At 66.3% G+C, this 17,941-nt stretch carries 24 protein-coding genes and 1 tRNA gene; 18 read left to right on the forward strand and 7 right to left on the reverse strand.

Features of this window, described 5'->3' with window-relative positions:
* The first annotated feature begins 13 nt into the window (after window positions 1-13).
* The 14 genes from ccmA to CSC76_RS02445 all read left to right on the forward strand — a co-directional run bounded on the left by ccmA (window position 14) and on the right by CSC76_RS02445 (window position 11,478).
* Window positions 14-628 (forward strand): heme ABC exporter ATP-binding protein CcmA, encoded by a 615-nt coding sequence (gene ccmA / locus CSC76_RS02380; protein ID WP_162108582.1) that lies wholly within the window; start codon window positions 14-16, stop codon window positions 626-628.
* Entirely contained in the window at window positions 625-1,311 is a 687-nt protein-coding gene (ccmB, locus tag CSC76_RS02385) for a heme exporter protein CcmB (protein WP_162108468.1), read from the forward strand. The genes ccmA and ccmB overlap by 4 nt, the downstream gene beginning before the upstream one ends.
* A 32-nt stretch (window positions 1,312-1,343) precedes the next feature.
* Window positions 1,344-2,102: a heme ABC transporter permease CcmC gene (gene ccmC, locus CSC76_RS02390; RefSeq protein WP_162108469.1), complete on the forward strand. Its 759-nt coding sequence runs from the start codon at window positions 1,344-1,346 to the stop codon at window positions 2,100-2,102.
* Window positions 2,099-2,266: a heme exporter protein CcmD gene (gene ccmD, locus CSC76_RS02395; protein WP_162108470.1), complete on the forward strand. Its 168-nt coding sequence runs from the start codon at window positions 2,099-2,101 to the stop codon at window positions 2,264-2,266. Before ccmC ends, ccmD begins: the two co-directional genes overlap by 4 nt.
* Before the next feature lie 4 nt (window positions 2,267-2,270).
* Window positions 2,271-2,735, forward strand: a complete 465-nt coding sequence (ccmE, locus tag CSC76_RS02400) for a cytochrome c maturation protein CcmE (protein ID WP_162108471.1) — start codon at window positions 2,271-2,273, stop codon at window positions 2,733-2,735.
* 111 nt (window positions 2,736-2,846) lie between these two features.
* Entirely contained in the window at window positions 2,847-4,787 is a 1,941-nt protein-coding gene (locus CSC76_RS02405; RefSeq protein WP_162108472.1) for a heme lyase CcmF/NrfE family subunit, read from the forward strand.
* Window positions 4,784-5,380 carry a DsbE family thiol:disulfide interchange protein gene (locus CSC76_RS02410; protein WP_162108473.1) on the forward strand — a complete coding sequence of 199 codons (597 nt, stop codon included), beginning with the start codon at window positions 4,784-4,786 and terminating at the stop codon, window positions 5,378-5,380. The genes CSC76_RS02405 and CSC76_RS02410 overlap by 4 nt, the downstream gene beginning before the upstream one ends.
* Window positions 5,377-5,835 carry a cytochrome c-type biogenesis protein gene (locus CSC76_RS02415; protein ID WP_162108474.1) on the forward strand — a complete coding sequence of 153 codons (459 nt, stop codon included), beginning with the start codon at window positions 5,377-5,379 and terminating at the stop codon, window positions 5,833-5,835. The genes CSC76_RS02410 and CSC76_RS02415 overlap by 4 nt, the downstream gene beginning before the upstream one ends.
* Window positions 5,835-6,845 carry a tetratricopeptide repeat protein gene (locus CSC76_RS02420; protein WP_162108475.1) on the forward strand — a complete coding sequence of 337 codons (1,011 nt, stop codon included), beginning with the start codon at window positions 5,835-5,837 and terminating at the stop codon, window positions 6,843-6,845. The genes CSC76_RS02415 and CSC76_RS02420 overlap by 1 nt, the downstream gene beginning before the upstream one ends.
* A gap of 121 nt (window positions 6,846-6,966) precedes the next feature.
* The gene (gene metX / locus CSC76_RS02425; protein WP_162108476.1) at window positions 6,967-8,079 is read left to right on the forward strand and encodes a homoserine O-acetyltransferase MetX; all 1,113 of its coding nucleotides are present in this window, start codon (window positions 6,967-6,969) and stop codon (window positions 8,077-8,079) included.
* A gap of 278 nt (window positions 8,080-8,357) precedes the next feature.
* On the forward strand, window positions 8,358-8,945 hold the full coding sequence (locus CSC76_RS02430; protein ID WP_162108477.1) for a cysteine dioxygenase family protein: 588 nt from the start codon (window positions 8,358-8,360) through the stop codon (window positions 8,943-8,945).
* Between the two features lie 60 nt (window positions 8,946-9,005).
* Window positions 9,006-9,091, forward strand: a tRNA-Leu gene (locus tag CSC76_RS02435).
* A gap of 154 nt (window positions 9,092-9,245) precedes the next feature.
* The gene (locus CSC76_RS02440) at window positions 9,246-10,769 is read left to right on the forward strand and encodes a TIR domain-containing protein (RefSeq protein ID WP_162108478.1); all 1,524 of its coding nucleotides are present in this window, start codon (window positions 9,246-9,248) and stop codon (window positions 10,767-10,769) included.
* 10 nt (window positions 10,770-10,779) lie between these two features.
* Entirely contained in the window at window positions 10,780-11,478 is a 699-nt protein-coding gene (locus tag CSC76_RS02445; RefSeq protein WP_162108479.1) for a DUF4145 domain-containing protein, read from the forward strand.
* Window positions 11,479-11,482: 4 nt separating this feature from the next.
* Here CSC76_RS02445 and CSC76_RS02450 read toward each other — a convergent pair whose 3' ends face one another.
* The 4 genes from CSC76_RS02450 to CSC76_RS02465 all read right to left on the reverse strand — a co-directional run bounded on the left by CSC76_RS02450 (window position 11,483) and on the right by CSC76_RS02465 (window position 13,129).
* Window positions 11,483-11,725, reverse strand: a complete 243-nt coding sequence (locus tag CSC76_RS02450; protein ID WP_162108480.1) for a hypothetical protein — start codon at window positions 11,723-11,725, stop codon at window positions 11,483-11,485.
* A gap of 204 nt (window positions 11,726-11,929) precedes the next feature.
* Window positions 11,930-12,313 carry a hypothetical protein gene (locus CSC76_RS02455; protein ID WP_162108481.1) on the reverse strand — a complete coding sequence of 128 codons (384 nt, stop codon included), beginning with the start codon at window positions 12,311-12,313 and terminating at the stop codon, window positions 11,930-11,932.
* A 262-nt stretch (window positions 12,314-12,575) separates the two neighbouring features.
* Window positions 12,576-12,821 (reverse strand): hypothetical protein, encoded by a 246-nt coding sequence (locus CSC76_RS02460; protein WP_162108482.1) that lies wholly within the window; start codon window positions 12,819-12,821, stop codon window positions 12,576-12,578.
* Complete coding sequence (locus CSC76_RS02465; RefSeq protein ID WP_162108483.1) at window positions 12,818-13,129, reverse strand: hypothetical protein; 312 nt, start codon at window positions 13,127-13,129, stop codon at window positions 12,818-12,820. Before CSC76_RS02465 ends, CSC76_RS02460 begins: the two co-directional genes overlap by 4 nt.
* Window positions 13,130-13,437: 308 nt before the next feature.
* Here CSC76_RS02465 and CSC76_RS02470 point away from each other — a divergent pair, with 308 nt between their 5' ends.
* Entirely contained in the window at window positions 13,438-14,157 is a 720-nt protein-coding gene (locus CSC76_RS02470; protein ID WP_238394848.1) for a fasciclin domain-containing protein, read from the forward strand.
* A gap of 25 nt (window positions 14,158-14,182) precedes the next feature.
* Window positions 14,183-14,584, forward strand: a complete 402-nt coding sequence (gene arr, locus CSC76_RS02475) for an NAD(+)--rifampin ADP-ribosyltransferase (RefSeq protein WP_162108484.1) — start codon at window positions 14,183-14,185, stop codon at window positions 14,582-14,584.
* Between the two features lie 128 nt (window positions 14,585-14,712).
* On the opposite strand, the gene CSC76_RS02480 is transcribed toward arr, so the two are convergent.
* Window positions 14,713-15,051, reverse strand: a complete 339-nt coding sequence (locus tag CSC76_RS02480) for a YciI family protein (protein ID WP_162108485.1) — start codon at window positions 15,049-15,051, stop codon at window positions 14,713-14,715.
* Window positions 15,052-15,213: 162 nt separating this feature from the next.
* On the opposite strand from CSC76_RS02480, the gene CSC76_RS02485 reads away from it, so the two are divergent.
* The gene (locus CSC76_RS02485) at window positions 15,214-15,909 is read left to right on the forward strand and encodes an aspartate/glutamate racemase family protein (RefSeq protein WP_162108486.1); all 696 of its coding nucleotides are present in this window, start codon (window positions 15,214-15,216) and stop codon (window positions 15,907-15,909) included.
* Window positions 15,910-15,913: 4 nt separating this feature from the next.
* Here CSC76_RS02485 and CSC76_RS02490 read toward each other — a convergent pair whose 3' ends face one another.
* Window positions 15,914-16,312 (reverse strand): RidA family protein, encoded by a 399-nt coding sequence (locus CSC76_RS02490; RefSeq protein WP_162108487.1) that lies wholly within the window; start codon window positions 16,310-16,312, stop codon window positions 15,914-15,916.
* A 135-nt stretch (window positions 16,313-16,447) separates the two neighbouring features.
* On the opposite strand from CSC76_RS02490, the gene CSC76_RS02495 reads away from it, so the two are divergent.
* Complete coding sequence (locus tag CSC76_RS02495) at window positions 16,448-17,371, forward strand: LysR family transcriptional regulator (protein ID WP_162108488.1); 924 nt, start codon at window positions 16,448-16,450, stop codon at window positions 17,369-17,371.
* Window positions 17,372-17,470: 99 nt separating this feature from the next.
* Here CSC76_RS02495 and CSC76_RS02500 read toward each other — a convergent pair whose 3' ends face one another.
* On the reverse strand, window positions 17,471-17,941 hold the full coding sequence (locus CSC76_RS02500; protein ID WP_202923470.1) for a hypothetical protein: 471 nt from the start codon (window positions 17,939-17,941) through the stop codon (window positions 17,471-17,473).

Here is a 17,941-nt window from a genome sequence, read left to right on the forward strand (position 1 = left end):
CCCCCACCCGCCGTTGCTGGCCGCCCGTGGACTGACGTTCTCGCGCAACGACGAGCCGGTGTTCGGGCCGCTGGATTTCGCCGTGGACGCGGGCGAGGCGCTGCTGGTGCAGGGCGGCAACGGCGTGGGCAAGACCACGCTGCTGCGGGTGCTGGCCGGGCTGCTGCGCGCCGATGCCGGCCAGATCGATATCGACGGACAACCCGCCGGCCCGTCCCGGCGGGCGCATGCGATGGCCTATCTGGGCCACCTGCCCGCGCTGAAGGCCGACCTGAGCGCGCTGGAGAACCTCCATTTCCTGTGCGGCCTGCATGGCCGCCGCGCCCGCCAGATGCCCGGCCACGCGCTGGCCATGGTCGGCCTGGCCGGCTACGAGGACGCCCTGGCACGGCAGCTCTCCGCCGGGCAGAAGAAGCGCCTCTCGCTGGCCCGCCTGTGGCTGTCGCCTTCGCCGCTGTGGCTGCTGGACGAGCCCTACGCCAACCTGGACCTGGACGGCATCACCCTGGTGAACCGGATGATTTCCGCGCATCTGCGCGAGGGCGGTGCCGCGCTGGTCACCACCCATGGCGCGTATGCCGCCCCGCCGGTGCAGACCCGCATGCTGCTGCTGGAGCGCCCCGCATGAACCCAGCGCCTTCGCTCTTCCAGACCGCCCGTGCGCTGATCGTGCGCGACGTGCAGTTGCTGTGGCGCCGCCGTGGCGATGCGCTGCAACCGGCGCTGTTCGCGCTGCTGGTCGTCGTGCTGTTCGCCCTCGGCCTCGGCACCTCGCCGCAGGCCTTGTCGAAGGTCGCGCCCGCCGTGCTGTGGGTCGCCGTGCTGCTGGCCGGCCTGCTGTCGCTGGACACGCTGTTCCGCGGCGATGCCGAGGACGGCTCGCTGGAGCAGTGGATCCTGGCCCCGGTGCCGCTGGCCTGGCTGGTGCTGGTGCGCGTGCTGATCCACTGGGCCACCACCGCCCTGCCGCTGGTGCTGGCGGCGCCGCTGCTGGGCGAGATGCTGCACCTGCCGCGCAGCGAACTGCCGATGCTGCTGGCCACGCTGGCGCTGGGCACGCCGCTGCTGAGCCTGCTGGGCGCGGTGGTCGCGGCCCTGACGGTCGGCATGAGGCGCTCTGGTATCCTTGTGGCCCTGCTGGCGCTGCCGCTTTACGTGCCCGTGCTGGTGTTCGGCGCCGGCGCCGTGGCCGCCAGCGCGCAAGGGCTGGATGCCTCCGGCGCCCTCCTCTGGCTGGCCGCCGGCCTGCTGCTGTCGCTGCTGCTCGCCCCGCTGGCCGCCGCCGCGGCGATCCGCATCGCCCTGACCTGAAGACCGACGCTGCGCATGAATCCCCAGGCCGTATGAACCCACTGCTCCGCTGGTTCCACCAACTCGGTTCGCCCCCCTACTTCGACCGCTTCGCGGCGCGCTGGACGCCGTGGTGCTATCTGGCCGCGATCGTGCTGCTGGGCGTGGGCCTGTGGCAGGCGCTGTTCGTGGCCCCGGCCGACTACCAGCAGGGCGACAGCTTCCGCATCCTCTACATCCACGTGCCCAGCGCGTGGATGAGCATGTTCGTGTTCGGCCTGATGGCGTTCTACGCGGCCATCGCGCTGGTCTGGCGGATCAAGCTGTGCGAGATCCTGGCGATGGCCTGCGCGCCGACCGGCGCGGCGTTCACCGTCATCACCCTGGCCACCGGCAGCATCTGGGGCAAACCCATGTGGGGCACGTGGTGGGACTGGGACCCGCGCCTGACCACCGAGCTGCTCCTGCTGTTCCTGTACCTGGGCGTGATGGGCCTGTACGGCGCCATCGACGACCGCCGCAACGCCGCGCGCGCGGCCGGCCTGCTGGCCATCGTCGGCGTGGCGCTGCTGCCGGTGATCCGTTACTCGGTGGTGTGGTGGAACTCGCTGCACCAGGGCCAGACCATCCGCGTGTTCGGCGAGTCCAGCATGGACAGCAGCATGACGCTTCCGCTGGTCCTGATGGTGATCGCGACGAAGTTCTGGTTCGCCGGCTCGCTGCTGGCGCGCGCACGCGCCGACAACCTGCGCCGCGAGGCCGGCAAGGACTGGGTGGCGAAGCTCGCCGCCACCAAGGGAGCTGCGCCGTGACCTACCTGGAATACGTCATCGGCGCCTACGCCGTGTTCGCCCTGGTGCTGGCATGGGATTTCCTCGCGCCGCGCCTGCAGGTGCGGCGCGAACTGCGCGCCGCCCGCCTGCGCGCCGCGCGCGAGACCCGCCGCCACGCCGCCCCCGCCGACCTGGAACGCTGACCGCATGAATCCCGTCCGCCGCCGCCGCCTGCTGTTCGTGCTGCTGGCCCTGCTGGTCGCCGGTGCCGCCACCGCGCTGATCGCGATGGCCCTGCAGCGCAACGTGGCCTATCTGTACACCCCGGCCGAAGTGCTGCGCGGCGATGCCAGCGAGCGTGCCCGCTTCCGCCTGGGCGGCATGGTCGAAAAAGGATCGTTCAAGCGCGAGAACGGCTCGCTGGTCTCGCACTTCCGCGTCACCGATGGCGATGCGCAGCTGACCGTGCGCTACGACAAGATCCTGCCGGACCTGTTCCGCGAGGGCCAGGCCGTGGTCGCCACCGGCGCCATGCAGGACGGCGTGTTCGTGGCCGAAGACGTGCTGGCCAAGCACGACGAGACTTACATGCCCAAGGAAGTCGCCGACAAGATGGGCAAGGCGCACCAGAAGCACGACGTGCAGGCCGCGCCGACGGGGACGGCGAATTGAGCGGGGAGATGCCTGCGGCCCGCCATGGGCGTGCATGCTTCTGCGCGCAAAGTCGCTGGGTCCCGGCTTTCGCCGGGATGACGGCCTCTCTCACACACGGCAATCGGCCCTATGCTCCCTGAACTCGGACAAATCGCGCTGATCCTCGCGCTGCTCGTCGCCGCCCTGCAGGCGCTGCTGCCGCTGGCCGGGGCGCATCGCAACAAGGCCGCGTGGATGGAGGTCGCGCGTCCGGCCGCCTACGCGCAGCTGTGGCTGGTGATGCTGGCCTTCATCGCCCTGACGGTCGCGTTCGTGCAGCAGGACTTCTCGGTGAAGTACGTCGCCGACAACTCCAACTCGCTGCTGCCGATGGTCTACCGCTACACCGCGGTGTGGGGTTCGCACGAGGGCTCGCTGCTGCTGTGGGCGCTGGTGCTGGCGATCTGGACCGGGGCGGTGGCGCTGTTCTCGCGCGGGCTGCCGGACGTGGTGATGGCGCGCGTACTGGGCGTGATGGGCGTGGTGGCGGTGGGCTTCCTCGCCTTCCTGATCTTCACCTCCAATCCCTTCATCCGCCTGCTGCCCTCGCCGGGCGAAGGCCGCGATCTCAACCCGCTGCTGCAGGACCCGGGGATGATCATCCATCCGCCGCTGCTGTACGTGGGCTACGTGGGCTTCGTGGTGCCGTTCGCGTTCGCCATCGCCGCCCTGCTCGACGGCCGCGTGGACGCGCGCTGGCTGCGCTGGACGCGGCCGTGGACCAACATCGCCTGGGGCTTCCTGACCCTGGGCATTGCGCTGGGCAGCTGGTGGGCCTACTACGAACTGGGCTGGGGCGGCTGGTGGTTCTGGGACCCGGTGGAGAACGCCAGCTTCATGCCCTGGCTGGTGGGCGCGGCGCTGATCCACTCGCAGGCCGTCACCGAGAAGCGCGGCGCGTTCCGCGGCTGGACGCTGCTGCTCGCCATCGCCGCGTTCTCGCTGTCGCTGCTGGGCACGTTCCTGGTGCGCTCGGGGGTGATCACCAGCGTGCACGCCTTCGCCGCCGACCCCAGCCGCGGCGTCTTCATCCTGGTCTTCCTGGGCATCGTGATCGGCAGCTCGCTGCTGCTTTATGCCTGGCGCGCGCCGCAGCTGGCGGACGACGCCTCGGAGAAGTCGTACTTCGCCGCCAGTTCGCGCGAGACCCTGCTGCTGGCCAACAACCTGCTGCTGGCCGCGGCCTGCGCGATGGTGCTGCTGGGCACGCTGTATCCGTTGATCGCGGATGCGCTGGACCTGGGCAAGATCTCGGTCGGCCCGCCCTACTTCAGCCTGCTGTTCATCGTGCTGATGGCGCCGCTGGTGGCGCTGGTGCCGTTCGGCCCGCTCACCAGGTGGCAGCGCGACAATGCGTCGCGGCTGGGCGCGATGCTGCTGCCCTGGCTGCTGCTGTCGATCGTACTGGCCGTCGTCGCCTACTTCCTGGCGCCGCAGGGCAAGCTGAAGGCCGCCGCCGGCATCCTCGGCGCGGCGTGGGTCGGCCTGGGCACCGTGCGCTTTGTCTGGTCGCGCCTGCGCGCCAATGGGCGTTTCACCCCCGAGATGCTGGGCATGACGCTGGCGCATACCGGCATCGCGGTGTTCCTGGTCGGCGCGCTGCTGGTGGAAGCGCTGAACGTGCAGCGCGAACTGGCAGTGAAACCGGGCCAGACCGTCGAGGTCGGCCGCTGGGGCTTCCACTTCCAGGGCGTGGATGAAACGCAGGGCCCGAACTACCTGTCCGACCGCGGCCACGTGCAGGTGCTGCGCGACGGCCGGCCGGTGACGCTGCTGCATCCGGAGAAGCGCGCCTACGCCAGCGGCGGCCAGGTGATGACCGAAGCCGGCATCCGGCCCGGCGTGCTCGGCGATGTCTATGTCGCCATCGGCGAACCCCTGGGCGATGGCGCCTGGGCGCTGCGCGTGCACATCAAACCCTTCGTCCGCTGGATCTGGCTGGGCGCCGCGCTGATGGCGCTGGGCGGCTTCGTCACCGCCGCCGATCGCCGGTTCCGCAATCACCGCAAGTCCGAGGCGACCCCCGCATGAACAACGCGTCCGAACTCCCGCCGTCGCCCCCGCGTTCGCGTGGCGCGCTGACCTTCGCGCTGATCATCATCGGGCTGTTCTTCGTCGGCCTGATGGGCCTGCTGTACTACGGCGTGAAGCAGTCCGACCGCGCCGGCCGCGACGCGCTGCCCTCGCCGCTAATCGGCAAGCCGGCACCGGCCTTCGACCTGCCGCTGCTGCACGAGCCGAACAAACGCGTGACCAACACCGACCTGGCCGGCCAGCCCTACGTGATGAACGTCTGGGGCAGCTGGTGCCCGGAATGCCGGGTCGAACATCCGGTCCTCACCCAGTTCGCGCTGACCAAGCGCGTGCGCTTCATCGGCTACAACCTGAAGGACGAACGCCCGGACGCCCTGCGCTGGCTGGAGCAGTTCGGCAACCCGTACATGATGGTGCTCGCCGACGTGGAAGGCCGCACCGCCATCGACTGGGGCATCTACGGCGCGCCGGAAACCTTCCTGGTGGACGGCAACGGCGTGATCCGCTGGAAGCACGTCGGCGCCATCGACCAGGCCATAATCGACCACCAGTTGATTCCCGCGCTCGAGAAGATCGAAGCCGGCCGATGAGTACTTCTCCCGTCCTACTGCTGCGCGCCTTGCTGCTGGCCCTGCTGGTTGCCGTCGCCGCGCCCGTCTTCGCCCAGGCCAGCGACCCCCCCCCGCTGCAGTTCAACGACGCGGCCGAAGAGGCGCGCTTCCACAAGCTCACCGCCGAACTGCGCTGCGTGATGTGCCAGAACCAGTCGCTGGCCGATTCCAACGCGCAGATCGCCAACGACCTGCGCCGCGAAGTGCTGGACCTGATGCGCCAGGGCAAGGACGACGCGCAGGTGAAGCAGTTCCTGGTGGACCGTTACGGCGAGTTCGTGCTGTACAAGCCCGACGTGGCGCCCGGGACCTACATCCTCTGGTTCGGCCCGCTGTTGCTGCGGCTGGCCGGCGGCGTGTGGGTCGGGCGCATCGTGGCGCGCCGCGCGAAACAGCCGGGCCCCGCCACCGACGACAACGACCAGGAGTGGTGATGACCCCCTTCGTGATCCTCGCCATCGTGCTGTCCGTGGCCGTGCTGCTGGCGGTGCTGTGGCCGCTGTGGCGCGATGCGCGCGGACTGGTGCTGGCCGGCGTGGCGACGCTGGGCGTGGCCACCTTCGCGCTGTACCGCGTGGTGGGCACGCCCGCCGCGCTGGAACCGCAGGCCGCCGCCGCCATGCCGACCACGCTGGAAGAGGCCATCGGCCAGCTCGAAGCCGAGCTGAAGAAGAAGCCTAACGAACCCGAAGGCTGGCGCCTGCTGGGCAAGTCCTACGCCGCGCTGCAGCGCTACGCCGACGCGCAGAAGGCCTTCGAGCGCGCCGTGCAGCTGATGCCCGACGACGCCGACCTGCTGGTGGAAGCCGCGCAGGCGCGCCTGTTCAACAACGCCGAGCGCAAGCTCGATGCGCGGGCCCGGGAGATGCTGGACAAGGCCATCGCGATCAACCCCGACCACCAGCGCGCGCGCTGGTTCGTGGGCCTGGCGCAACGTCAGGAAGGCAGGCACGCCGAGGCCGCGAAGACCTGGGAGCCCCTGCTGGCCAAGGTCGATCCCAACACCGCCGCCACCCTGCGCACGCAGATCAACGAAGCCCGCGCCGAAGCCGGCCTGCCGCCGCTGGCCGATGCCGCGCCCGTCGCGGACGCATCGCCCGCGCTGCTGACGGTCACCGTCGACCTCGCTCCCGCGCTGAAGGACAAGCTGACGCCGGATGACACGCTGTTCGTGTTCGCCCGCCAGGTGGGGGGTCCGCCGATGCCGGTCGCCGCCAAGCGCCTGCCGGTGTCAGCGTTCCCCGTCACCGTGCCGCTCGGCGACGGCGACAGCCCCATGCCCACGCTGAAGCTCTCGCAGCTGCCACAGGTGCAACTGGTCGCGCGCATCGCCAAGGGCAACGGACCCGCCGCGCAGTCCGGCGATCTGGAAGCCGCCGCGGTCACCGCCGACGTGAAGGCAGGCAACACCTACACGCTGACGATCGATCGCGTGGTGCCGTAGGGCCGGACGCGGCGGACGTTACGCATCCGCATCTGTCGTACGCCTCCGCATCCGTTGGGCATTCTTGTACGCGGGCGTTGCTGAAATGGCATCGCCCCGCCGCATTGCCTACACTGCCGCGATGACCGAATTCATTCCCCCCGGCACCCGCTTCCATCCCCTGCCCTCGCCGTTCCGCATGAAGCGCGGTGGCGCGCTGCATGGGGCGCGGGTGGCGTACGAAACCTGGGGCACGTTGAACGAACGCCGCGACAATGCGGTGCTGATCGTCACCGGGCTGTCGCCGGATGCGCATGCCGCGCGCACGCCCGGCAATCCGGCCGATGGCTGGTGGGAGCCGATGCTGGGCCCGGGCAAGCCGATCGACACCGACCGCTGGTTCGTGGTGTGCGTGAACTCGCTGGGCAGCTGCAAGGGTTCCACCGGCCCGGCCTCGGTGAATCCCGATACCGGCGCGCTGTATCGCCTGGACTTCCCCGAGTTGTCGGTGGAAGACGGCGCCAACGCGGCCTTCGACGTGGTGCGCGGGCTTGGCATCGAACAGCTGGCCTGCATCATCGGCAATTCGATGGGCGGGATGACCGCGCTGGCTTACCTGCTGCTGCATCCGGGCGCGGCGCGCACGCACATCAACATCTCCGGCAGTGCGCAGGCGCTGCCGTTCTCCATCGCCATCCGTTCGCTGCAACGCGAAGCGATCCGGCTGGACCCCCAATGGAACGGGGGCCAGTACGACGACGAGACGTATCCGGAATCGGGCATGCGCATGGCGCGCAAGCTGGGCGTGATCACCTACCGCTCGGCGCTGGAATGGGATGGCCGCTTCGGCCGGGTGCGGCTGGAATCCGACCGCCCGGACGAGGATCCGTTCGGCCTGGAGTTCCAGGTGGAGAGTTATCTGGAAGGCCATGCGCGCCGCTTCGTGCGCCGCTTCGACCCCAACTGCTATCTCTATCTCAGCCGGTCGATGGACTGGTTCGACCTGGCCGAGTACGCGGACGGGGATGTCATGCAGGGGCTGGCGAAGATCCGCGTGCAGCGGGCGCTGGCCATCGGGGCGGCCACCGACATCCTGTTCCCGCTGCAGCAGCAGCAGCAGATCGCCGAGGGCCTGGCCGCGGGCGGTGCGCAGGCGGAGTTCCTGCCGCTGGAATCGCCGCAGGGCCACGATGCGTTCCTGGTGGACTACGACCGCTTCGGCCCGGCGGTGGCGGGGTTCCTGGCGGGGATCTGAGCCCTCGCGGTTCCCTTCTCCCTCCGGGAGAAGCGCCTGCTCCGTACTCGACACGGGGTGGCGCGCAGCGCCGGATGAGGGTGTGCGAGCCATAAGGCTGTTCGCTTCTCCCCGCTGCGGAGAGAAGGCGCCGAAGGCAGATGAGACTGGGGGAACCTCGAAGCTGTTCCCTTCTCCCCGCGAGGCGGGGAGAAGGAACGGCCAACCCTCCCGCACCGCAAAACCCCGTTCGCGCCCACCCGGCTAAACTGGGGACACATTCTTACCGGGGCCGTCCCATGACCCTCGATTTTCCGGGCGCCGACAAGCTGGTCGCCTCGCTGGATGCCGCCGTCGCCCTGGGCGACGACCGTGCCGTCACCGATGCGCTGCGCAAGTCGCTGTGCGAACTGATCTGCGATGAGGAGGTCAGCCTGCCGGCGTGTGTGCTGGAGCCGATCTCGGACCATTACGCGCGCCGTGAGCTGTACACCAGTCCGGAGCATGGCTACAGCGTGATCGCGATGACGTGGGGGCCGGGCCAGGGCACCAAGATCCACGATCATTCGGGCATGTGGTGCGTGGAGGGGGTGTGGCGGGGGCGGCTGGAGATCACGCAGTACGAGCTGGCCGAGCGGGATGACGTGCGGTATCGGTTCGTGCCGGCCGGCACCATCGAGGCGGGCACGGGGTCGGCGGGCAGTCTGATCCCGCCGCACGAGTACCACACCATCCGCAATCCCAGCGACAAGGCCATCGCGGTGAGCCTGCACGTGTACCAGCGCACGATGGTCCGCTGCGGGATCTTCACGCCGGAGGACGAGGCCGGTGGCGGGGGCTGGCAGCGGCGCGGCGAGCGGCTGTTGGGCACCGATCAGGTCAACTGAGGGGCTGTGGGGGCCCGGCCTGTCGGCGGGGGTGCCGGCTCGGCTATACTTCGCCTCCGCGCCGGAGTGGCGGAATGGTAGACGCAGCGGACTCAAAATCCGCCGCCCTTAAAAGCGTGTGGGTTCGAGTCCCACCTCCGGCACCAGATAAAACAAAGGGTTAGGCTTCGCGGCCTAGCCCCTTTGTTTTGGCTGCGCTACCTGTAGCCCCTGGGTAGCCCTACAGGGTGTAGCACGACAAATACGACGATCGACCCAGCGCGTCGACTATTCTAAGTTCCCCATTCACGGAGGAACGGCATGACGCAAAAGTACACGCTCCCACAGGTATTCAATGAGGCCGCGTTCCCGGAAGTCGTCTTCGTGCCTCCCGCCGAATTCAAGTTCGTTCGCGCTTCCCTGAAGACGCCCGGCAAGCACGTAACAATTGCCGGGCCATCGGGCACAGGAAAGACCACCCTTATTCGTCGCCTCTTGCGAGACCTCGACATTGGGGAGACAGATTTCCACTGGATGAATGGCAGGCAATACGCGGGAATTGAATCCGGCTTAGCCGTATTGGCTCAATCGCTGGGGTGCGCTGTAGATTTCGAAGAGATCACGGAGCTGCTTAATACCGTGAAGCACGTGATCATCGACGATTTCCACTTTCTGCATTCGGCCGCCAGGAAAGAAATTGCGGCTAATCTGAAGTTGTGGCACGAGAAGAATGTTCGCTTCGTCATAGTTGGAATTGCTTCGTCAGCCGATGAGCTTCTACAGGTGGACCCAGAGTTGGGGATTCGAAACGACCCCTATAGCTTCAAACAGCAATCACCAAAGTTCATTGAAGAACTTCTAACCTTGGGCGCCAACGCGCTGAACATAAGCTTCTCTGGCGCGTTAACTGCTGAGATTGTACAGGCTTGCAATGGGGTACCTTCCATCGCGCACGTCATTGCACGCATATGCTGCGTAAGCACGGATATCGAAGAGACGCAAGACGACCTCACTGTTTTAGAGCTAAACCTTCGCGACCTTCGAACTGAGGTGCTTCGCATTTTCCATGGCAAGTATCGTGACAAGGTCGTTGCCCTTGCGAAGGGTAAAAGGCAAGCTCGCGCAGTCCATAACACCTACTTCGATATCGTCTATTACATAATTAAGTCTGAACTTTCGGAAATCCCTCAAGAAAATCTCTATCACGCGATTGTCGGAAACATCGGTGACGCCAAAGAAAGAGCGCGAAAGGCTACTTCTTTCTATAACTGCATGAACAACCTCAGCGAGGTCATCGAACAGCAGGGACTGTCAGACACAATGCTCTACAACAAGGGCAGCAAATCAGTCTCCATCGAAGATCCATCCTTCAGATTCTATTTATCCCTGCTTGACACGGACGAAATAAAAGCACGTATCCACGTTCGAAATAGTGAGTACCCTTATGACGTTGCAGTTTCATTTGCCGGCGACGTTCGAGCTACCGTCGAGCAATTTGTCTCAGCTCTAAAAGCAAGAGGGCTCAACGTTTTTTACGATTTCGATCAGCAGGCCCAACTATGGGGAACAGATCTACGAGTAAAGCTATCTGAAGTCTACGCCGAAGAAGCTCTCTACATGGTCGTATTCTTGTCCGATAGTTACCCAACGCGTGACTGGACAGACCTAGAACTACAGGTAGGCAAAGCAGCGGCGGCGAAGCGTACTGACGAGTACCTGCTACCACTTCGACTGGATGACGTTAACGTTGTTGGCATTAAATCAACCATCGGGCATCTCGACTTAAACGACATCGGAATAGATCAAGCCGCGGATATCCTCGCTGAGAAAGTCTCTCAACACTAAGGAAAGAACGATGGCTGAGATCGTATACAACTGCCCTCGCTGCAAGTCCATTAAAACTACTCTAGACGTATTTAACCACCACACGCTTTATATCGAATACGGCTGGAAACGAAGCGGGGAAATGCACGTCGTGTGTCGTGCCTGCCGGAAGGGCTCAATTCTGGTGGTTTCGCAGCGGGAATTGGAGGACTATATTGAAGCCGCATGGAAGGCTGGCTTGCATAGCCAGAAAGGAAATGTAAACGGATTTTTGGAAGTTGCCGGGCACATTAGCGCCAAAGATGAATCGAGCATCGAACCTCCGGAGCACTTGCCCCCGCGCATTGACATAGCTTTTCGCGAAGGAGCGACGTGCCTAAGCGTGAAATGCTACAACGCAGCGGCCGCAATGTTCCGACTCTGCTTGGACATGGCTACGGAGAACCTTCTGCCCGAAGGAGAGGTTGCAGGCCTAAATGCGAAAGTCAGGCGGTCGCTAGGCTTGCGTATTGAGTGGTTATTCAGTGCCGGAATATTGCCTTTGGCTCTTCAAGACCTCTCCAATATCATTAAAGACAATGGGAATGACGGCGCACATGAGGGCACCGTAACGAAGGAAGATGCAGAGGATCTTTCAGACTTCACCTTTGCTCTTCTCGAGCGGCTATTCACTGACCCACGAAAAATTGAGATTGCGAGAGAGCGTCGGAATAATCGACACAATCCCTGACGAATTAACGCGCCCACTCCACCCGCACGGCGTCCACGGGGTCGGGCCGTGACAGGCCGAATACGGCGAGCGCCAAGGCCAGAACAAGGTCGTCGTGCGCCCCTTCGCGGGCGTTGAACGTGGCGTTCCCGGCGTCGGGAAAGCGGACTCGAAAGTCCTGCAGCTCCCGGGCCAGCAAGGCCGCATCGGGCAGGCTCGCGGCAATGCGGAGGTCGCCTGAGTGCAGCAGGGCTTGCAGTTTCGACACCAGCGCGCCTTTCGGCACCGACCACGCTGCCCGGTTGCCCGATACCTCGCGCCCGCCGGTAAGCCGGCCGGCGACTTACTCCACGCTCTTCGGCGAGATCACCAGCGAAATGCTGCTCATATCCGCACAGCCTGCAGTTCCATAGGCAGGGCTGAACGAAGTGAAGCCCCGACATCGCGCGCTTCGACGCCTTAGTCGTCTACTTCATCCAGCACCACGAGTGAAGGATTCGACTGCGCCGCCGATCGCGTCGGGATCCGGATCAACAACGACGACATCCTCGGTGTACATGAACGCTTTGTACTTCAGGTCCGAATCCATTCGGGTGACGCGGACGCGGCCATCATCAAGCTCGACCATGACGGACCGCGTTGCACCAACGAAACTCTTCTCGCTCTTGAAGCCAAGCATCTTCCCCGCGACACTCGCCCTGGAGTTTGCGAAAACCCCTTTCACTGCTCCTCCCGAACGCGATAGAGCGTCCAGCGTCAGTTTCCCAATCTCTCTGGTCTCCACCGTTTCGATGGCGTCGGAAACATGGCAGACCTGCCAGAATCCCTCCGGCATCTTGGTCGAAGCGGCGAACACGTATCGTCCACCTGAAAAATATACGCTTGCAGTCCTGGTAATCATCTGACCTCAACAACTCAGAAGTGACATTCTTACCGAATTCGTGACGAGGCCGGCTGCGCCATCCTAGAAACATCGTTGTGATTTCGTCTGGGCCACGGTTGCCTAAGATGCCCGCTTTGACATCGCGGCGCACCGAAATCTCGACGAAGGGTAGACCGGCTCCGCCTTTGACAACCGCTTCGCTCCACCCATCCCAAGTGCTACCGGCCTGGAGGCTTCATACGCGCGACATGTCCGGCCAATCCGGATGATGGGTGGAGGCATACCACTGCTGCGCTCTGGATAGTGCCTCGGGCTTGCTCAGATCGGCCTTGGCGAAGAAGAACCAGCGCACATCCCCGGCGCGGCCCTGCTGCTCGTGCACAAGACGATAGGCATTGAGGCGCGAATCCGTGTCGGGGTCCAGCCGGCCGCCGACGTACTCCACGCTCTGCGGCGAGATCACCAGCGAAATGCTGCTCATAGCCGCACAGCCTGCAGTCCCTCCTTCCACTGCAGGGCCACGACACACCGCGGCGACGGTGCCAACTGCCTGCGTGATCCCGGGCGCCCGGACCAGAAGTGATACTCATCCCTGACGTGCTCGTTCACGTGCGTGACCATGCGATGCGCAAAGGAGGCCTGCGCGACCGTCCGCAGCGGCTCAGGCAGATCGGCAGGAATGGGCCAACCCTCGTTCTCGGCGCATTGCACCGCCTGGTTCTGAAGGTCCTGGGTGATTCCCGGAAACGGGGACTGGCTCGAGACGACGCGATGTCGCTTGATGTTCATGAGACGGCTCCAACCCTTGTGCGACCCGGCACATTGCGGGCGCGGCAGGTAACCGGCATCGGAGTTCCGCGTTACCGCACGCTAGCACGTGCGCTGGCAGCCCCGGAGACATTCGGACGAACGGAGCTCACACGGCAGTAACAACGGAAAGCGCACGGTAGCGGCGTTACGGTGCAATACCGTATCGGCTGCTCAGCCGCGCAACACCTCCTCCTACTCTCCGCATTGAGCTTGCGCCTGGCATCTCGCCAGGCCACGGCCTTGGCCGTCCGCTCGACCCGCAATGGGTCCACTCCGCAGGAATTCCCATGCAAATGCAACAGAAAGAAGGCCTCGCCCAACAGAATCTGGTGGGCACGCTGAAGAGCAACACCTCGTTTTCCACCTTCATCAACGCCATCGACAAGGCGGGACTGACCGCGTCACTGGACGGCACCGAGCAGTACACCCTGTTCGCGCCCACCGATGAAGCGTTCTCCGCGCTGCCTGCCGGCACGCTGGATCGCCTGCTGCAACCCGCCAACAAGGACGAGCTGGCGTCACTGGTCAACTACCACCTGGTCAGCGGTCGCAAGACGACGGCCGATGTCGGCAAATGGCAGTCGGCGCGCACGGTGCAGGGACAGGCCGCACCCATCAAGGTCGCCGAAGGAACACTGAGCGTAGACGGCGCCCACGTCACCCGCCCGGACATCATGGCCCGCAATGGCGTGATCCACGGCATCGACAAGGTGAACATCCCGGAAGCAAACCCTCACGGAGGGGTGGTTGCAACGGAAGGCCGGCGGCGGGGAAAAATCCCCGCCGTTTTTTTTGCATCAACGCTTCCGAGGAAGGCGCACACGGCTCACGCATCGCCGGGCCGTGCCGCAGGATGGGGTGAGCCGCAGGCCGGACCTCGCACGCAAGATCGCAATCCGCGCACAAAAAAGGGAGGCGCGCCGCGCCTCCCACCACAAATTTATATAACGCCCCGGGGCTTGCGGCAAGGCCCGTTGCGGGCTGCAGTATCGCCGGCCTGTCGATAAGGCAGGCCACCGGAACACCACCCCCATGCGCGATACCGAGATCTACTACCACGGCACCAAGGCCACGCTGGCGCCCGGCGACCTGATCGCCGCGGGCTACACCTCCAACTTCGGCAAGCGCCGCACCGCCCGATACGTCTACCTCACCGCCATGCTGGAAGCCGCCGCCTGGGGCGCGGAACTGGCCGTCGGCGAAGGCCGTGGACACATCTACATCGTCGAACCGACCGGCCCATTCGAGGACGACCCCAACCTCACCAACCAGCGCTTCCCCGGCAATCCCACCCGCTCGTACCGCACGCGCGACCCCCTGCGCGTGGTCGCCGAAGTGAAGGGCTGGATAGGCCACACACCCGAACAGCTCAGCACCATGCGCGAGCGCCTGGCGGAACTGTACCGGCAGGGCGTGGAAGCCATCGAAGACTGAGGTGCGGCCGCCTGCGTACATCGCCTCTGCCGAACGGAATGAAGCCCGACATCGGCGCCGACACCGGCATCCGATGTCGGGCTTCACCGGCCCCGGCTTCGTGCGTGATCCGTCTCGTGTTCGCCAGCCTACGAGGCCGGATCGAATCCGAACACGCGCAGTTCCTGATCGCAGCGGCAGGCCTTGGCAAGCCGTGCCGCCCAGGCGATCGCCTCCTCGCGCGAGGGCAGTTCCAGCACGGTGAAGCCGCCGGTAAGCGGCGGCGCCCACGGATAGCCGCCTCCCGCCACCGCACCGTCCGCCGACCCGCGCCCCGGCGGTTCGCGTTCGTCGATGCCGCCACCGAAGACGTACACGCCCGCAGCCTTCGCCTGCTCGATCACCGCATGCGAATCGCGGCCCGCCGCGTCCAGTTCATCCCCGGTGGCGACCATCGCGGCGCTGGGGAAGGAGATCAGGTATTTCATTCGGCGTCCTCTGCTGGCGGGGCAACGGAATCACGCGGGACGGTGGTGCCGCCCCACGCGCGTGCAATGCAACCTCCCCTCACCCTTCAAACCGCTCAACCCTACGCATCGCGCTGCCCCGCATAATCCCTCCACCTGATGCACACACGTGGCGGAACACGCATGAAGACGATCGGACTGATCGGCGGGATGAGCTGGGAATCGACGCTGCCCTATTACCGCCTAGTCAACGAAGGCATCCAGGCGCGGCTGGGCGGTCTGCACTCGGCGCGGATCGCGCTGTACAGCGTGGACTTCCACACAATCGAACAGCTGCAGCGCGCGGGCGACTGGAACACCGCGGGCGCGCTGCTGGCCGATGCGGCGCGGCGCGTGCAGGCGGCCGGGGCCGACCTGCTGGTGCTGTGCACCAACACCATGCACAAGGTGGCGCCGCAGATGGAGGCGGCGGTGTCCATCCCGCTGCTGCACATCGCCGACGCCACCGCCGCGGCCATCACGGCGGCCGGCCATCGCACCGTCGGCCTGCTGGGCACGCGCTTCACGATGGAACAGGACTTCTACCGCCAGCGCCTGCAGGACCGGCACGGCCTGCAGGTCCTCGTGCCGGACGCCGACGACCGCACCCGCGTGCACGACGTGATCTACGACGAACTGTGCCGTGGCGTGGTCCGCGACGCCTCGCGCGAGGCCTATCGCCACGTCATGGACGCACTGGTCGCCCGCGGCGCCGAGGCCATCATCCTGGGCTGCACCGAGATAGGCCTGCTGGTGGGGCCGCAGGACGCACGCGTGCCGCTGTTCGACACCACGGCCCTGCATGCCAGCGCCGCGGTCGAGGCCGCGCTGGCGGACTGAGCCCTCAGCCGGCGCGCGGGAGCCGGGCGACGACCTTGATCTCGAAATCGAAGCCGGCCAGCCAGGTCACGCCGAGCGCGGTCCAGCTCGGGTACGGCGGCTGAGGGAACATGTCGTTCTTGACCGCCAGCACGGTGTCGAACTGGCGCTCGGGATCGGTGTGGAAGGTGGTCACGTCCACGATGTCGTCCGGGCTGCAGCCCGCGGCACGCAGGGTCGCCTGCAGGTTGGCGAACGCCAGGCGCACCTGCGCTTCGAAATCCGGCTCGGGCGAGCCGTCCGCGAGGCTGCCCACCTGCCCCGACACGAACAGGAAGCCATCGGCGCGCACCGCGGGCGAATAGCGGTGATGTTCGTATAGGGCCTGGCGGCCGGCGGGAAACACGACGTCACGGGGAGGCATGGGGAATCTCCTGGGCGGGGCCGGCGGCCCCGATCTATGCGGACCACTCTCGGCAGGACGGCGACCGGGATATACGGCGCGATCCGGGGATCACCGTTTGTAGAATCCAAACAATTCCCGCTTCCAGGAGCCCGCATGGACCGCATCGATGCGATGCAGGCCTTCGTCCGCGTGGTGGAAACCGGCAGCTTCACCCGGGCCGCCGACACGCTGCAGACCAGCCGCACGCGGGTGACCCAGCTGGTGCAGCAGCTGGAGACGCACCTGCGCGTGAAGCTGCTCCACCGCCCCACGCGCCGGGTCAGTGCGACGGCCGATGGCGCGGCGTACTACGAACGGGTCGTGCGCCTGCTGGCCGACCTGGACGACGCCGAGACCAGCCTGTCGGCCGCCTCGGACGCACCGCGCGGACGCCTGCGCGTGGACGTACCGGCGCCACTGGCCAGCCTGATCGTGGTGCCGGCCCTGCCCGCCTTCCACGCGCGCTATCCGGACATCCAGCTGGACCTGGGCGCCAGCGACCGCAAGGTGGACCTGATCGACGAGAACGTGGACTGCGTGGTGCGCGGCGGCGAGCTGACCGAACCGTCGCTGCGCGCGCGCCACGTGGCCGACCTGGCGCTGGGGGTGTATGCCGCACCCGCCTATCTGGCGCGCGTGGGGACGCCCGCGCATCCGCAGGCGCTGGAAAGCGACCCCCATCGCATCGTCGGCTATCGCGGCGCGCGCACGGGCGCGCCGCCGGCGTACGCGATGCAGCGCGGCAGCGAGCAGGTGCGTGTCCACGGCCGGCATGTGCTGTCGGTGGACGACGGCAACGCCTATCTCGCCGCCGGCCTCGCCGGCCTGGGCGTGCTGTGGCTGCCGCAATACATGGCGCGCACGCCGGTCGCGCGTGGCGAGCTGGTGCCGCTGTTCGAGGACTGGCAGCTCGCGCCGATGCCGCTGTACGTGGCCTTCCCGCCCAGCCGGCATGTCAGCCGCAAGCTGCGGGTGTTCATCGACTGGATCGTGGAACTGCTGGCCGGGCACGCACCGGCCATCACGCCGCCGGGATGATGCAGGCGCGGCACGTCACCTGATCGCCATGCAACGCCGCGCAGACGGCCCATGGCGCAGGGCCGCCGTGCAACCAGCCCCGCCGTTGCGCAGCCGACGCTAGGGCCTGAGCCAGTGCAGCATGTCCGGATAGCGGCCGCCGGTATCTCCGTCGGACAGCGGCCCGACCACCGTCATGCCACAGCGCGCCAGTCCCGCGCTGCCCGGATACACGCCCATCGAGAACGTGGCGATCAGCGCCTCCGCATGGCCGTGGTACCCGCCCGGGTGGAACAGCACCGCCGCATCCAGGCCGATCTTCACGCAGGCGGCGTACGCCCAGGCGGTCGCTTCGGCTTCGCCACCGTGGGCGGGCTCGTCCTGCGTGGCCAGCGCGTCGGACAGCGCGGCACGCGAGGCGGCGGGCGTCACCGCGATGTGGCCCGCCTCGTGCAGCAGGTCGCCCGGCCATTGCAGACGCTGGCGGTCGAACACCAGCGTGCCGTGGTGGATGCGGACGCCCGGCAGGAAACAATCGTCCGGCAGGCTGCCTTCCGTCACCGGAAGGCCGATCCCGCGCAGAAAGGCCAC

The organism is Pseudoxanthomonas mexicana (genome assembly GCF_010093385.1).
GTDB classification, from domain to species: domain Bacteria; phylum Pseudomonadota; class Gammaproteobacteria; order Xanthomonadales; family Xanthomonadaceae; genus Pseudoxanthomonas_A; species Pseudoxanthomonas_A mexicana.

Coding starts and splice junctions, on each gene's coding strand:
- ccmB (WP_162108468.1), top strand. CDS start 625: ATGAACCCAGCGCCTTCGCTCTTCCAGACCGCCCGTGCGCTGATCGTG.
- ccmC (WP_162108469.1), top strand. CDS start 1,344: ATGAACCCACTGCTCCGCTGGTTCCACCAACTCGGTTCGCCCCCCTAC.
- ccmE (WP_162108471.1), top strand. CDS start 2,271: ATGAATCCCGTCCGCCGCCGCCGCCTGCTGTTCGTGCTGCTGGCCCTG.
- CSC76_RS02405 (WP_162108472.1), top strand. CDS start 2,847: ATGCTCCCTGAACTCGGACAAATCGCGCTGATCCTCGCGCTGCTCGTC.
- CSC76_RS02410 (WP_162108473.1), top strand. CDS start 4,784: ATGAACAACGCGTCCGAACTCCCGCCGTCGCCCCCGCGTTCGCGTGGC.
- CSC76_RS02415 (WP_162108474.1), top strand. CDS start 5,377: ATGAGTACTTCTCCCGTCCTACTGCTGCGCGCCTTGCTGCTGGCCCTG.
- CSC76_RS02420 (WP_162108475.1), top strand. CDS start 5,835: ATGACCCCCTTCGTGATCCTCGCCATCGTGCTGTCCGTGGCCGTGCTG.
- metX (WP_162108476.1), top strand. CDS start 6,967: ATGACCGAATTCATTCCCCCCGGCACCCGCTTCCATCCCCTGCCCTCG.
- CSC76_RS02430 (WP_162108477.1), top strand. CDS start 8,358: ATGACCCTCGATTTTCCGGGCGCCGACAAGCTGGTCGCCTCGCTGGAT.
- CSC76_RS02440 (WP_162108478.1), top strand. CDS start 9,246: ATGACGCAAAAGTACACGCTCCCACAGGTATTCAATGAGGCCGCGTTC.
- CSC76_RS02445 (WP_162108479.1), top strand. CDS start 10,780: ATGGCTGAGATCGTATACAACTGCCCTCGCTGCAAGTCCATTAAAACT.
- CSC76_RS02460 (WP_162108482.1), bottom strand. CDS start 12,821: ATGAGCAGCATTTCGCTGGTGATCTCGCCGCAGAGCGTGGAGTACGTC.
- CSC76_RS02465 (WP_162108483.1), bottom strand. CDS start 13,129: ATGAACATCAAGCGACATCGCGTCGTCTCGAGCCAGTCCCCGTTTCCG.
- CSC76_RS02470 (WP_238394848.1), top strand. CDS start 13,438: ATGCAAATGCAACAGAAAGAAGGCCTCGCCCAACAGAATCTGGTGGGC.
- arr (WP_162108484.1), top strand. CDS start 14,183: ATGCGCGATACCGAGATCTACTACCACGGCACCAAGGCCACGCTGGCG.
- CSC76_RS02480 (WP_162108485.1), bottom strand. CDS start 15,051: ATGAAATACCTGATCTCCTTCCCCAGCGCCGCGATGGTCGCCACCGGG.
- CSC76_RS02485 (WP_162108486.1), top strand. CDS start 15,214: ATGAAGACGATCGGACTGATCGGCGGGATGAGCTGGGAATCGACGCTG.
- CSC76_RS02490 (WP_162108487.1), bottom strand. CDS start 16,312: ATGCCTCCCCGTGACGTCGTGTTTCCCGCCGGCCGCCAGGCCCTATAC.
- CSC76_RS02495 (WP_162108488.1), top strand. CDS start 16,448: ATGGACCGCATCGATGCGATGCAGGCCTTCGTCCGCGTGGTGGAAACC.